The organism is Burkholderia sp. SIMBA_062, from assembly GCF_046534765.1.
Lineage (GTDB): Bacteria > Pseudomonadota > Gammaproteobacteria > Burkholderiales > Burkholderiaceae > Burkholderia > Burkholderia ambifaria.
The window spans coordinates 253,562-266,323 of record NZ_JAWRYD010000001.1; the positions used below are offsets into that span (position 1 = coordinate 253,562).

The 12,762-nt window shown below is 67.4% G+C and carries 11 protein-coding genes; 4 read left to right on the forward strand and 7 right to left on the reverse strand.

What is annotated here, in order from left to right:
• Positions 1–456: 456 nt before the first annotated feature.
• The 5 genes from SB786_RS01205 to aceK all read right to left on the reverse strand — a co-directional run bounded on the left by SB786_RS01205 (position 457) and on the right by aceK (position 5,772).
• Complete coding sequence (locus SB786_RS01205) at positions 457–1,716, reverse strand: dienelactone hydrolase family protein (protein WP_410725810.1); 1,260 nt, start codon at positions 1,714–1,716, stop codon at positions 457–459.
• Between the two features lie 107 nt (positions 1,717–1,823).
• On the reverse strand, positions 1,824–2,261 hold the full coding sequence (locus SB786_RS01210) for a YchJ family protein (RefSeq protein ID WP_410725811.1): 438 nt from the start codon (positions 2,259–2,261) through the stop codon (positions 1,824–1,826).
• A 39-nt stretch (positions 2,262–2,300) separates the two neighbouring features.
• A complete protein-coding gene (locus tag SB786_RS01215; protein ID WP_410725812.1) occupies positions 2,301–2,978 on the reverse strand; it encodes an SDR family oxidoreductase in 678 nt (225 codons plus the stop codon).
• 134 nt (positions 2,979–3,112) lie between these two features.
• Complete coding sequence (gene can / locus SB786_RS01220) at positions 3,113–3,883, reverse strand: carbonate dehydratase (RefSeq protein WP_410725813.1); 771 nt, start codon at positions 3,881–3,883, stop codon at positions 3,113–3,115.
• Between the two features lie 68 nt (positions 3,884–3,951).
• Positions 3,952–5,772, reverse strand: a complete 1,821-nt coding sequence (aceK, locus tag SB786_RS01225) for a bifunctional isocitrate dehydrogenase kinase/phosphatase (protein WP_410725814.1) — start codon at positions 5,770–5,772, stop codon at positions 3,952–3,954.
• Positions 5,773–6,123: 351 nt separating this feature from the next.
• Between aceK and SB786_RS01230 the strand changes: the two genes are divergently transcribed.
• The 3 genes from SB786_RS01230 (at position 6,124) to SB786_RS01240 (ending at position 9,339) form a co-directional block, all read left to right on the forward strand.
• Positions 6,124–7,200, forward strand: a complete 1,077-nt coding sequence (locus tag SB786_RS01230) for an MBL fold metallo-hydrolase (protein WP_410725815.1) — start codon at positions 6,124–6,126, stop codon at positions 7,198–7,200.
• Positions 7,201–7,271: 71 nt separating this feature from the next.
• Complete coding sequence (locus tag SB786_RS01235; protein ID WP_410725816.1) at positions 7,272–9,056, forward strand: SWIM zinc finger domain-containing protein; 1,785 nt, start codon at positions 7,272–7,274, stop codon at positions 9,054–9,056.
• 28 nt (positions 9,057–9,084) lie between these two features.
• Complete coding sequence (locus SB786_RS01240; RefSeq protein ID WP_410725817.1) at positions 9,085–9,339, forward strand: DUF6429 family protein; 255 nt, start codon at positions 9,085–9,087, stop codon at positions 9,337–9,339.
• Between the two features lie 7 nt (positions 9,340–9,346).
• On the opposite strand, the gene SB786_RS01245 is transcribed toward SB786_RS01240, so the two are convergent.
• Both SB786_RS01245 and SB786_RS01250 read right to left on the reverse strand, forming a co-directional pair.
• On the reverse strand, positions 9,347–10,987 hold the full coding sequence (locus SB786_RS01245; protein WP_410725818.1) for an ABC-F family ATP-binding cassette domain-containing protein: 1,641 nt from the start codon (positions 10,985–10,987) through the stop codon (positions 9,347–9,349).
• Between the two features lie 229 nt (positions 10,988–11,216).
• The gene (locus SB786_RS01250) at positions 11,217–12,368 is read right to left on the reverse strand and encodes a tetratricopeptide repeat protein (protein WP_410725819.1); all 1,152 of its coding nucleotides are present in this window, start codon (positions 12,366–12,368) and stop codon (positions 11,217–11,219) included.
• A 54-nt stretch (positions 12,369–12,422) separates the two neighbouring features.
• On the opposite strand from SB786_RS01250, the gene SB786_RS01255 reads away from it, so the two are divergent.
• A complete protein-coding gene (locus tag SB786_RS01255) occupies positions 12,423–12,746 on the forward strand; it encodes a hypothetical protein (protein WP_410725820.1) in 324 nt (107 codons plus the stop codon).
• Positions 12,747–12,762 lie beyond the last annotated feature (16 nt).

The window sequence follows — 12,762 nt, forward strand, 5'->3', positions numbered from 1 at the left end:
GTACGCGCCAGATGGCCCGAAATGAGCGCAGATGACGACGGTCGAGTGAGACCCCCTGACAGAAAAAAATCGTGTGGCGGACCGGCGCCCGTCGATCAAAAATCGGGGCGGGAAGGGAAAAGGGACGCGAGGCGCGACGCCGATGCATGGGGCGGGCGCAGGGGGCGGGAAAGGCGCCGGGAAAATCGCTTCACGGGGTTTGCGGGCGCGCACGCTTCCGCGGCTCAGCTCACATGATGCGGCGACCGGGCGCGAACGCCGCTGCGAGCCGCGCGAGCATTCAGTACACGGACAGGAGCCAGAAGGGGACGATGCCGAAGGCCCCGGATGCCGGCCGTCGCGATATGCAAACGCCGCTGCGGGCCGCGCGCGTTCAGCGTTCAGTACAGGGAGCAGGGACAGAAGCGAAGGAGACGATGCCGACAACGCCCGATCCCGGGCGTCGCGATCTGCGCGTCAGCGCGAAGCCAGCGCGTGCGTATCGGCGTCGCCGTTGTCGGCCGTCTGCGTCGCGCTCGCGTTCCACACGACGCGGTCGTTGACCGCATACAGCCTGCATGCGCCCGCACCCTGCTTCGCGCAGTTGTCGAGCGCGAGCGCCATCGGGTCGTCGCCGCCTTCGGCCCACGACCACGCGCCTTCGGCGGACACCGCGAACGCGCGGCTCGGATGCTGGCTCAGGAAGCGGCGATAGCCTTCGCGGCCGGCCGCGTCGAGGAACGGCACCGCATCGACCGCATCGATCGACGCATAGCCGGTCGCATTCGGTTCGTGCGGGTTCGCGACCGCATAGCGCACCGAGGTCGGCAGGCTCAGTTCCGCGAGGAACGCATGCACGGCCGGCCACCACACGGGCACGCCGTCGCGGTCGACGATCAGCCGGTGCGCGTCATCTTTGTAGCGGCCGAAATCGATGAATTGCGCCTGCGTGCCGTGCGACACGTACGCGTCGTGCATCTGCGCGACGAGCGCGGGCGTCCACACCGAATCGTTCTCGCCGTACAGCCACAGCGAGCGCACGGCCGTATGCGCGCCGTATTGGCCGAATGCGTCGACGAGATTGCGCTGCCAGCCGTCGCAGAGATCCTGGCGCAGCCCGCCGGAGAAGTTGATGATGCCGCGCACGCCGGGCGCCGCTTCGGTGCCGTACGCGACCGACGCGAGGCCGCCATGCGACGTGCCGGCGACGACGATGCGCGACGCATCGATGTACGACTGACGCGACATGTAGCGGACCGTCGCGGCGACGTCGGCGGCCTGCGCGAGGCCGTTCTTGCCGACGTTGCAGCCTTCCTGCTGGTACGTGCCGCCCGACCCGGCGAAGCCTTGTCGGTTCGGCGCGATCACCGCATAGCCGCGGCGCACGAATTCACGGGCGAACGCGAGCGGGCGGCTGCGCGGCTGCTGATGAAGATCGCCGGTGTTCTTGCCGTGGTTGAAGACGACGAGCGGGAACGGGCCGGGGCCGTCCGGCTTGAACAGCGTGGCCTCGAGCATCACGGTGCCCGAAGCATCGGCCGGAATGCCGATGACTTGTTCGTTGAGGTTCGCGGCGACTTGCGGGAGGCGCGAATCGCCGTAATCGAAGCGCTCGGCATGGGCGAGCGAGCCGGCGGCCGCGGCCGCGCCGGCATGTGCGTTCGGCAGCGCACCGGCCTGAGCGGCCGACAGCGCACAGGCCGCCATCCATCCCACCAACACTTTGCTGAACGCCATTCGTAAGCCCCGCCATGCAACATGACCGATCCGAGGGCCATCGTAGCCCGACAAATTCAAGTTGTGCAATGCGGGAATTACCCGGCGTCTGACACGGCAACTATTTGTCAGCGTTCACTTACTTCGCCGTCGACATAACGCCAGAAACCGTGCTCGTCGCGGGCGAAGCGACTCGTCTCGTGGATCCGGTACGCGCGCCCGCCGACCTTGTAGCGGGCCGCGAATTCGACCTCCGCGTGCCGTTCGTCGAGCGGCGCGTGGCGTTTGACCGCGAGGCCGAGCCAGCGCGGCGCGTCGGGCGCATTCGGGTCGGCATCGAGATCGGCCGGGCAGGTGCGCGCGTCCCAGGTCGCGCGCAGGTAGTCGGTCGCGCCGAGCACGTACGCGCTGTACCGCGAGCGCATCAACTCCAGCGCGGTGGGCGCGGCTTCGCCGCCGTCGATAAAGCGGCCGCAGCAGGCCGCATAGCGAGGGGCCGCGGCTTTGCCGCCAGGGGTGGGGGACGCGCCGCCGCACGGGCACGCGTCAGGTCGGTTCAAAATCATGCCAATTGTGAATTAACGACGCCGGGTTGTCATGCCGGCTCACCAGCTGAGCTCGACGCCGTCGTACTGGAAGAAGCGGCCGTTGGCCTGCGACACGTCCGCGCCGGCTTCGGCGATCACGCGGCGCATGCCCGTCACGCTGGTTTCCGGATCGATCGCGGCCTGCGCGCCGCCCATGTCGGTGCGCACCCAGCCGGGATGGAGCGAGATGCACGCGGCGTGGCGCGTCTGCAGCGACGCGATGCGCAGCACGTCGTTCAGCGCGGCCTTGCTCGCGCGGTACAGCCAGCCGGTCGTGCCGGTCGCTTCCGCGATGCTGCCCATCCGGCTCGAGATGACGGCCAGCACGCCGCGCGCGTCCTCGACGAGCGGCAGCAGGATCGGCAGCAGCTGCATCGGCCCGCGCACGTTGGTATGCATCACCGCGTCGAAATCCTCGGTGCCGATCGTCTCGACGCCTTCGGTGCGTGGCCCGTACACGCCCGACACGAGCACGGCCGCGTCGAGCCGTTCGCCGTCGAGCTTCCAGCCGAGCGCCGCGATCTGTTCGGGTTGCGCGATGTCGAGCGCATAGGCTTGCGCGCCGAGTTCGCGCAGCGCGGCGAGCGATGCGTCGTCGCGCGCGGTCGCGATCACGTTCCAGCCGTCGCGGCGGTATTGCCGGACGAATTCGCGCCCCAAGCCGCGCGATGCGCCGACGATCAGTACGGTTTTCATGTTCGCCGCTCCTTTGCGTTGCACCGCCGTCGCGGCAGTGTCGGTGTCAGATCAGTTCGATACCCGTCGCGCCCAGGCTCGCGTGCAACTTCAGCCGGAGGACGCGCGGCGCGTGCGCGCCGCGCCGGCGCCGGTTACTTCGCGTCGCCGCACGACGGCTTGATCGTGTCGGCCACCGCCTGCGCGACGTCGTCGAGCCGCGCGGCGTCCGCCGCGACCATGTCGTTGTCGGGCGCATGCTGGCCGCGCGCGGTGAGCGCCGCGACGCAGCGCTTGTAGGTTTGGTCGAGCGCGTCGAAGTTCGACACGGCCATCCCGAGGTTGCGCATCCGCCCGTCGTGCACGCCGTACACGAGCCCGTGCACGGTGAGCGACTGGCCGCGCGCCCACGCGTCGTTGACGATCGTCGTGCGGCACACGTTGACGACCTGCTCGATCGAATTCAGCTCGATCAGGCGGCGATAGCGCGCCTCGCCGACCGGCCATTCGTCGAGCAGCGCCGCGTGGCGTTCGCGTACGTCCTGCACGTGGTGCAGCCAGTTGTCGGCGAGGCCCACGCGGCGGTTGTGCAGCGCTGCGTTCACGCCCGAGCAGCCGTAGTGGCCGACGACCATGATGTGCTTCACGCGCAGGATGTCGACCGCGAACTGGATCACCGACAGGCAGTTCAGGTCGCTGTGCACGACGACGTTTGCGATGTTGCGGTGCACGAACACTTCGCCCGGCGGCAGGCCGATGATCTGGTTCGCGGGCACGCGCGAATCCGAGCAGCCGATCCACAGATATTCCGGCGCCTGCTGGTCGGCGAGACGCGCGAAGAAATCGGGATCGTCGGCGAGCTGGCGCTTGACCCAGGCGTCGTTGTTGTCAAACAGGTGTGAAAGCGGATTGTCTTGAGTATTCATCGGGTGTGGATTCCGTTGGCGGAAAGCGGGTCGATAACGGGTTCGATTCGATTGGATCCGGTCGTGCGTCAGGCGGCGCGCTGCGCGTCGCCCGCACCGTCGTCGGCGTCCGGCGTCGCGTCGAAGCGATCGGGGTAGCGCACGCTGAAACGCAGCGACACGTCGTACGGGAAAAAATCGGGCAACTCGCCCTGCAGCAGCTTGTCCTTGCTGGCCTGCCACAGCGAGGCTTCGAAAAAGTCCGCGTGATGCTTCATGAAGACCGCCCGCACGCGCGGGTCGCCGAGCAGGAACGGTCCGTAGGTTTCCGGGAAGATGTCATGCGGGCCCACGGTATACCACGGTTCGCCGGACAGTTCGTCTTCCTCGTGGCGCGGCGGCGGCACGCGCCGCACGTTGCAGTCGGTCAGGTACTCGATCTCGTCGTAGTCGTAGAACACGACGCGGCCGTGGCGCGTGACGCCGAAGTTCTTGTAGAGCATGTCGCCGGGGAAGATGTTGGCCTTCATCAACTCCTTCACCGCGTTGCCGTACTCCTTCACGCCGTGCTCGATCTCGGCGTCGGTGCCGTTCTGCAGGTACAGGTTGAGCGGGATCATCCGGCGCTCGATGTACAGATGCTTGATCACGAGGTTGCCGTCCTCGTATTCGAGCAGCGACGGCACTTCCTTCTCCAGCTCGCGCACCAGCGCATGGTCGAGCCGCGAGAGCGGCAGCGCGACGCTCGAATACTCGAGCGTGTCGGCCATCCGTCCGAGACGGTCGTGGCGCTTCACGAGCTGGTACTTCTCCATGATCTGCTCGCGCGTCGTTTCCTTCGGCGGCGGGAATCGATCCTTGATGATCTTGAACACGTACGGGAACGACGGCAGCGTGAACACGAGCATCACGAGGCCCTTGATCCCGGGCGCGATGATGAAACGGTCGCTCGAATGCGACAGATGGTGCAGCAGGTCGCGGTAGAACAGGTTCTTGCCCTGCTTCTGCAGGCCGACCGACGTGTAGATCTCGGCCTTCGGCTTGCCCGGCATGATCGTGCCGAGAAACTCCACGTACGCGGACGGCACGCCCATGTCGACGAGGAAATACGAGTGCGAGAAGCTGAAGATGATCTGCAGCAGGTCGCGGCGCAGCAGCACGGTGTCGAGCGCGAGCAGCCCCGGACGCACGTGGCGGATCGGCACCGCGAACGGCAGCACACGATCGGCGTTGATGATGCGGCCGACGATGTACGCGCTCTTGTTGCGGAAGAACAGCGACGACAGCACGTGGATCTGGAAATTCGGCGCGGCGTCGAACTCGCCGAATTCGTCGGTGATTGCCTGCCTTACGCAGCCGATGTCGCGCGCGAGATCCTCGAACGGCGGCTCGAGCTGGAAGTTCGTGACGATGCGCTCGAGCGTGGCCGCGAGCCCGTCGGTGCCCGGGTAGTACGCGCGATAGGTCGGCTTCGCGGCCGGCTCGTCGTTCTCGAGGTATTCGGTCGAGATCGCGGGCCGCACGAAGATGAAATCGTTGCTGAAATACGAGCGGTGCAGGATCTTGCAGCACACCGAATTGAAGAACGTTTCCGCGCATTCGGGCTGGCGGTGCGACGTGAGCAGGCCGATGTAGTGCAGCTTGATCTGCTGCCACACCTCGTCGTCGATGTTCTCCGCGTCGTATTCGTCCTGCAGCACCTCGACGCATTCCTGCACGCGATCGTCGTACGACGTGATCCGCTCGCGCGCGAGCCGCTGCAGCCCGTGCCAGTCGGCGCGCTCGTATAGCGTCTTCGCGTCGACCGCGGCTTCCCGGAAGATCCGGTAGTGACGGTCGAAGTTTTCGAGCATCGTCTGCGCGACGTCGAAACCGATCTGCGACGACAGCAGTTTGGGGAAGTGATTCATTGCGTGCAGGCTCGTTCGAGAGGGACTGTAAGCACTCGCCATTTTAGCGCCCAAGTCGGCATTTCAAGGACTTTCGGGGGCCGCGCCCGAGCGCCGTCAATGCGCGGGTTGTGCGCGGTTGCATGCCGTTCGGTGCATCTTCGCGTAAAGATACGGGTACGGAACCGATTCTGACACGAACTTTTTTGCCCGGCCGATGCCCGCCGGGCACACGTTTCGCGCGACGGCGATAGAATCGACGCGATGCCCGCCGCGGCCTGCCGCCCGCGGCTCACGCACTCGCTATTCACCCCGCATGCGTACCCGCATTTGCAGCTGCATTTGCAACGACAACGACGAGACACCCGACCGATGAACGCACTGGAACACCAACTCGACTATCCCTTCGCCGACACGCTGCCTGCCGCGGGCGACACGTTCGAGGTCGCGCCCGGCGTGCGCTGGCTGCGCATGCCGCTGCCGTTTTCGCTCGATCACATCAATCTCTGGCTGCTGCGCGACGAGATCGACGGGCAGGCCGGTTGGACGATCGTCGACTGCGGGATCTCGTCGGATGCGATCCGTACGCACTGGGAACAGATCTTCGATCGGCATCTCGACGGGCTGCCGGTGCTGCGCGTGCTCGTCACGCACTGCCATCCCGATCACTTCGGCCTCGCGAACTGGCTGTGCGAAGGCGGTGACCAAGGCCGCTGGAACGTGCGGCTGTGGATGACGCTCGGCGAATACATGTTCGGCTGCCTGATGGCGGCGGGCAACGGCTCGAACGCCGGCGGCGCGGCCGCGGCCGATCACTTCGCGCGCCACGGCCTGACCGATCCGGCCGCGCTCGACAAGCTGCGCAGCCGCCGCAGCTACTACGCGGATCTCGTGCCGGCCGTGCCCCCGCGCTACCGGCGCCTGCGCGAAGGCGACGCGGTGAAGATCGGCGCGCGCACGTGGCGCGTCGTCACCGGCTACGGCCATTCGCCTGAACATTGCGCGCTGCACAGCGAAGCGGACGGCGTGCTGATCTCCGGCGACATGGTGCTGCCGCGCATCTCGACCAACGTGTCCGTGTTCGATCTCGAACCGGAAGCGAACCCGCTCGCGCTGTACCTGGAATCGCTCGGCCGCTACGAAACGATGGCGCCCGACACGCTCGTGCTGCCGTCGCACGGCAAGCCGTTTCGCGGCGTGCGCACGCGCATCGCGCAACTGCGCGCGCACCACGACGCGCGGCTCGACGAAGTGCGCACGGCTTGCGCGGAGCAGCCGATGAGCGCCGCCGACATCGTGCCGATCATGTTCCGCCGCCGCGAACTCGACATCCACCAGATGACGTTCGCGCTCGGCGAGGCGCTCGCCCACCTGAACCTGCTGTGGCTCGCGGGCGAGCTCAAGCGTGTCGAGGCGGCGGACGGCGTGATTCGCTTCACGCGGCCGTGAGCATGCGTCGGCGCACGCGCGTCGCGCTTTGGTACGATTTCCAGCCCCGATCTGAATACCCGTAGCGATCCATGCCTTCTCACGCTTCCCTTGCCGACGTCATCACCCTCGCGGAAATCCGCGCGCTGGCCGACCCGAAATCTTTCGAGCGCGGCAAGGCTTATTACCACGACGGCGTCGTTTCACGACTGACCGAACGCGACGGCCTGGTGTCGGCGAGCGTGCGCGGCACATACCGCTACCACGTTGAACTGACGGCTGACGACGACGGCACGCTCGATTATTCGTGCAATTGTCCCGTCGGCGAAGATGAGGTGTTCTGCAAGCATGCGGTGGCCGTCGCGTTGTCGTGGCTCGAAAACAGCGGCGAGGAAGTCTTTCACGAGACGGAGCGCGAGCCGTCGAAGCCGCGGGCCAAGCGCAAGACCCATGCGCAGCGGGTTCGCGAATACCTGGCGTCGCTCGACGAGCACGCGTTGCGACACTGGCTGCTCGATGCGGCCGAGCGCGACCGGTCGTTGCGAGACAGGCTGCTGTTCGAGGCGCGCGCCGCGAATGCCGACGACGTGACGAGCCTGCGTGCGGCCGTGCGCCAACTGGCGCGCGTGTCGCGGCCGCTCGGCTGGGACGAGGCGCACACCTATGGCGAGGGCCTGTTCGAGCTTGCCGACATGCTGCGTCGGCAGTTGACGGGCCCGCATGCCGCGCAGGTCGTCGAACTGACCGAACTCGCGATCGCCGAGGCGGAAGCGAGCCTCGAGCAGATCGACGACTCGGACGGCAGCGTGGCGCCCGGCATCGGCGAACTCGCCGCGCTGCATCTCGACGCGTGCATCCGGACGCGGCCGGACCCGGTGAAGCTGGCCGAACGCCTGTTTCGCCTGCAGGCCCACGGGCAGTGGGATACGTTCCGCGACGTACTGCCGGCCTACGAGGCGCCGCTGGGCGACGCGGGGTTGAGCTGCTACAGGAAACGGGTGGAGGAGCATTGGGCCGCGCTGCCCCCGCTGCCGCCGGGGCGGGACGACCGGCGCCCGTACGATGCGGTGCGCGAGAATCTCGAGCATGCGATGGAGTCGCTGGCGAAGCACGACGGCGATGTCGATGCGCTGATCGGCATCTGGTCGAAGGATCTGTCCGGGTCGTACCGGTATGCGCAGATCGCGGAACTGTGCGCGGCGCACGGACGTTTCGACGAAGGGCTGGCGTGGGCCGAACGCGGGATGCGTGAGATGAAGGACCGGCACGACGATCGTTTGCTGGGCTTCTGCATCGACGAGCATGTGCGTCGACGCGCGTTCGACCGGGCCGACGAACTCGCGTGGCAGCGCTTTGCCCACCATCCGACGGCAGACGCCTTCCGTGCGTTGATGAAGGTCGCGAAGGCGACGAAGCGATGCGACGCCGTGAGGGAGCGGGCGATTTCCCATCTGTTGTCGCTCGCGCGGAAGCGGGAAGCGCCGGCGCCGGCCGCCACGGCCGCGCGGCGTTGGGAACCGTCGCCGCGCACCGAGCTCGTGAAGCTGCTGCTTGCGGAGCACGACGCGGCCGCCGCGTGGGACATCTTTGTCGGCGGCCCGGTCGAAACCGGCGTCTGGCCGACGGTGGCGGCGGCGCGCGCGAAGACGCATCCGGAAGATGCGATCGCGCTCTATCGCCGGTACCTGCCGTTCGCGGTCGACCATGGCGCGGGCAATGCGCGATACGACGAGGCGTTCGGCATCGTGCGCGACATTCGCGCGCTGCGGATCGCGCATCGGCAGCACGCGGCATTCGACGCGGAACTCGACGAGATTCGCAAGGCTTACCGCGCGAAGCGCAACTTCATCAAGCTCCTCGCGAAGCTGGACGCATAGCCCCGCCGCCGGGACCGGAGGAGATGGAATGAATATCGATCTATCGGCCGTCGATGACGCCGTTCTCGCGCTCCTTTATGTGACGTTGCACGACGGCAATCGCGCGTGGAAGGGTTTCGATTGGGATACGCTGAATCGATTGCATCAGCGCGGGTTGATCAGCGATCCGGTCAACAAGGTGAAATCCATCATCCTGACGGATGAAGGCTTGCGGGAATCGGAGCGGCTCTTCATGCGGCTGTTCGTCGATTCGGACGACGCGCGGCCGGGCGAGCGACCATGACCTTGACTCACGCGGCAGGCTCGTAACGCCACCCGTCGCGCTGCCATTGCATCGTGTGCGTCGGTTCGAGCGCCGCGAGAAACGCGGCGTCGTGCGACGCGACCACGATCGCGCCGGGGAAGCCGGCCAGCGCGGCTTCGATCGCGCGCACCGATTCGAGATCGAGGTGATTGGTCGGCTCGTCGAGCAGCAGCAACTGCGCGGGCGTGCCGCGCCACAACGCGCACGCGAGCGCGGCCTTCAGCCGTTCGCCGCCGCTCAGGCGGTGCACCGGCTGCGTCGCGCGTGCGGCATCGAGCTGCAGCAGCGCGAGCCGGCTGCGCAGGTCGCCTTCGGCGAGCGGCGTATCGAGCAGTCCCAACTGCTCGACGATCGAGCGCTCGGGGTCGAGCAGCGCGAGCCGCTGGTCGAGATACGCGGCGCTCACATGCGTCGTGCATGCACCGGAGCGCGGCGCGAGTTCGCCGGCGAGCATGCGCAGCAGCGTCGATTTTCCGCAGCCGTTCGGGCCTGTCAACGCGATGCGCACCGGGCCGCTGGCTGACCACGTGATCGCGTCCGCGCGCCCGGCGGCATGCCACGGCAACTGCGCACGCTCGAGCGTGAACAGCTGGCGGCGTGCGCTGACCTCGGTGCCCGGCAACGACACGAGCACCGGCGCGTCGGCTTCGACGCGAGCGGCCGCTTCCTGCACGCGGTCGTCGAGCGTCGCCTTGAAGTCGCTCTGATGACGCCGGACCTGCCCCATGATATTGCGCGCCGCGCCCTTGCGACGCTGACGTGCCATCGATGACAGATTGGCCGCCTTCGCGTCGCGCAGCGCGCCGGCCGCGTGGCGCTGGATCGTGTCGTGTTCCTGTTCGAGCCGGCGTCTCACACGCCCGCGCTCCGCGTGCGCATGCTCGAGCGCGGCCTGCGCGGCATCCTGTTCAGCGTCGCGCTGGGCGCGGTACAGCGCGTAGTTGCCGCCATACGCGCGCACGCCGTGTGGCGTCAGTTCGACGATACGCTGCACGTGCGCAAGCAACGCGCGGTCATGACTGACGATGACGACGCCGCCGCGCCAGCCGTCGAGCGCCGCGCGCAGCCACGCGCGGCCCGCTGCATCGAGATGGTTGGTCGGTTCGTCGAGCACCAGCAGCCCGGCCTCCGACAGTAATGCGCCGATCAGCGCGACGCGCGCCAGCTGGCCGCCGCTCAGCGCGTGCGCCGGCGTGTCGGCGCGCACGTCGTGCAGGCCGGCCGCGTCGAGCGCCGCGCGCAGCCGCTCGGCGAGGTCCCAGCGATCGCCGATCAGGTCGAAGTCGAGCGCGTGCGCGCGGCCGTCCGCGAGGCGCGCAAGAGCCGCGAGCGGCGCATCGAGCGCGGCGATTTCGGCGACGGTGCGCGTGCCTGCTGGCGCGTCGTCGTGCTGCTGCGCGACGTAGACGACGGGCGTATGCCGGTCGATCGTGCCCGCGCTGGGCGTGCGCCGGCCCGCGATCAATTGCGCGAGCAGGCTCTTGCCGACGCCGTTGCGGCCGACGATGCCCGTCGGCGTGCGATCGATGGAAAGGTCGAGCGAATCGAACAGCGTGACGCCGTCGTCGAAGCGGAAGGAAACGTGATGAAGCGCGACGAGCGCGCCGGTGGGCGTGGCAGCAGCCATAAGCACCTCCGAAAATGCGTGAAACCCTTCGCGCGGCGTGCGTGGCACGGCGGCGAAAACATTTTTTGGAAGGCTTAGTTGTTCACTTTGGCTGGCGTCCGGTATGAGGAATAGGAGCGGAGTGTAGCAAGCGGAGCGCGCGGGCCGCAAGCGACGGGTGCGAACGCCGTCGCTTGCGTGCGACGGCGGCAGCGAGATGAACTCGCTTCCATCGCGGGCGCTGCGTCCATTACGCCCCGCGCCCGCCGCGCTTTGCCAGAGCCTGAGCCAGCGTCCGGCCATTCGGGCCGAGAGGTCGTTCGAGTGCGGCACGCTGGATCTCGTCGGCTGTCCGAGTGTCCCCGGTTTGCGTGGCGAGCAGGCTTTCGGCCAGTGCCGCGGACAGGCAGGACGCATCGAGCCGCCGCGCAATCTCCGCATGGCGTTTCGCTTCGTCGGCGCGGCCTTCGCGAACGCAGACCACGGCCAGGCCGCCATGCGCGTCGGCGAAGCCGCGATCCAGTTCCACCGCGCGTTCGAAGCGGGTGCGCGCTGCATCCGGCGCGTCGTCGAGCAGATACCCCCACGCGGCGGCGGCCCACGCACCCGCGTGCACCTTCAGCCTGTCGGCTGCATGATCGAGCAAGCCGCAGGCGGCCGCGAAATGCCGTTCCGACAGTTCGACGAGACCCATGCCGAGCGTTGCGCGAGCGCTGTCCGGGTTAAGCGCGAGTGCACGCCGGAACAGCTCGCGTGCGTCGTCGATCGAAGCACCGTCGAGCGCGAGCAGGCCGCGCACCGTGAGACCGTCGACCGTGTCGGCCGCCGATTCGGCGCACCGGCGCGCGTCGTCGAGGTTCGCCGCATCGAAGAGTGCGGTGGCGAGTGCGCCGTGCAGCTCGGCGCCAGCGCCGGGGCGATCGACGTGGAGCCGGCCGAAAGCGATCGCGTCGTCGAGCCGGCCCAGATGATGCAGCACGCGCAGCTTCAGCGGAATCGCTTGGGGGACGCTGGCCAGCGTCGCGTCGTCGAGTATGCCGAGGGCGTCGTCGAAGCGGCCGAGCATTGCGGTCGCGTAAGCGGCGTTGTAGCGGATCGACCCATCGTCGTGTGTCGTGAGCAGCGGCACGAATTCACGTAGCGCAGCGTCGAATCGATGCTGCGACAGTGCGGCCAGACCCCGCAGGTGCGCGAGCGCAGGCGGCAGCGGTGCGCGGGCAGCGTACCGGTCGAGCAGCTCGTCGCACAGGGCGAAGCCGTGCGCGTCGAATGCGGCATGTGCCGCATCGGCCAGCAGATTGAGATTGCCGGGGTCGGCATCCAGGAACGAAAGCAGCCGCTCGACACGGGCCGTCGCCGCTGTTGCGGAAGAAGGGGCGGTAGAGGAAGCGTGAAGCGACATCGTCGTGGATTCCGGATCGATCGACAGGTTGCGGAAGCGCGATTGCGAAACGCGATGACTCGCGATGAACGGCGCACGCGGCATGCGGCGCCGACTCAGCATAACAGCGTGTATGTGCATCGACCAAGCCGCCCGACGTTCAATCTTCATCTCGAAATTGATTGGGGAAACGAAGTGGATTTCCATTCGGACTATTTCAGGTTCGAGCGCATTGCCGTTCGAACTTGTCTGATGGTGATAGCGGCCGGAAGGAGCGGCACCCGGGCATCGGTCGCTAAACCATTGACGAAATCCTTCGACAACCTGTTCGCAACGCACGCCATGCTTCCGATGGCGCGCGATTCACATCACGAACAGGATCGAGGGGCGTCATGGTAGCGATCGTTACGGGCAA

Coding starts and splice junctions, on each gene's coding strand:
- SB786_RS01205 (WP_410725810.1), bottom strand. CDS start 1,716: ATGGCGTTCAGCAAAGTGTTGGTGGGATGGATGGCGGCCTGTGCGCTG.
- SB786_RS01210 (WP_410725811.1), bottom strand. CDS start 2,261: ATGATTTTGAACCGACCTGACGCGTGCCCGTGCGGCGGCGCGTCCCCC.
- SB786_RS01215 (WP_410725812.1), bottom strand. CDS start 2,978: ATGAAAACCGTACTGATCGTCGGCGCATCGCGCGGCTTGGGGCGCGAA.
- can (WP_410725813.1), bottom strand. CDS start 3,883: ATGAATACTCAAGACAATCCGCTTTCACACCTGTTTGACAACAACGAC.
- aceK (WP_410725814.1), bottom strand. CDS start 5,772: ATGAATCACTTCCCCAAACTGCTGTCGTCGCAGATCGGTTTCGACGTC.
- SB786_RS01230 (WP_410725815.1), top strand. CDS start 6,124: ATGAACGCACTGGAACACCAACTCGACTATCCCTTCGCCGACACGCTG.
- SB786_RS01235 (WP_410725816.1), top strand. CDS start 7,272: ATGCCTTCTCACGCTTCCCTTGCCGACGTCATCACCCTCGCGGAAATC.
- SB786_RS01240 (WP_410725817.1), top strand. CDS start 9,085: ATGAATATCGATCTATCGGCCGTCGATGACGCCGTTCTCGCGCTCCTT.
- SB786_RS01245 (WP_410725818.1), bottom strand. CDS start 10,987: ATGGCTGCTGCCACGCCCACCGGCGCGCTCGTCGCGCTTCATCACGTT.
- SB786_RS01250 (WP_410725819.1), bottom strand. CDS start 12,368: ATGTCGCTTCACGCTTCCTCTACCGCCCCTTCTTCCGCAACAGCGGCG.
- SB786_RS01255 (WP_410725820.1), top strand. CDS start 12,423: ATGACTCGCGATGAACGGCGCACGCGGCATGCGGCGCCGACTCAGCAT.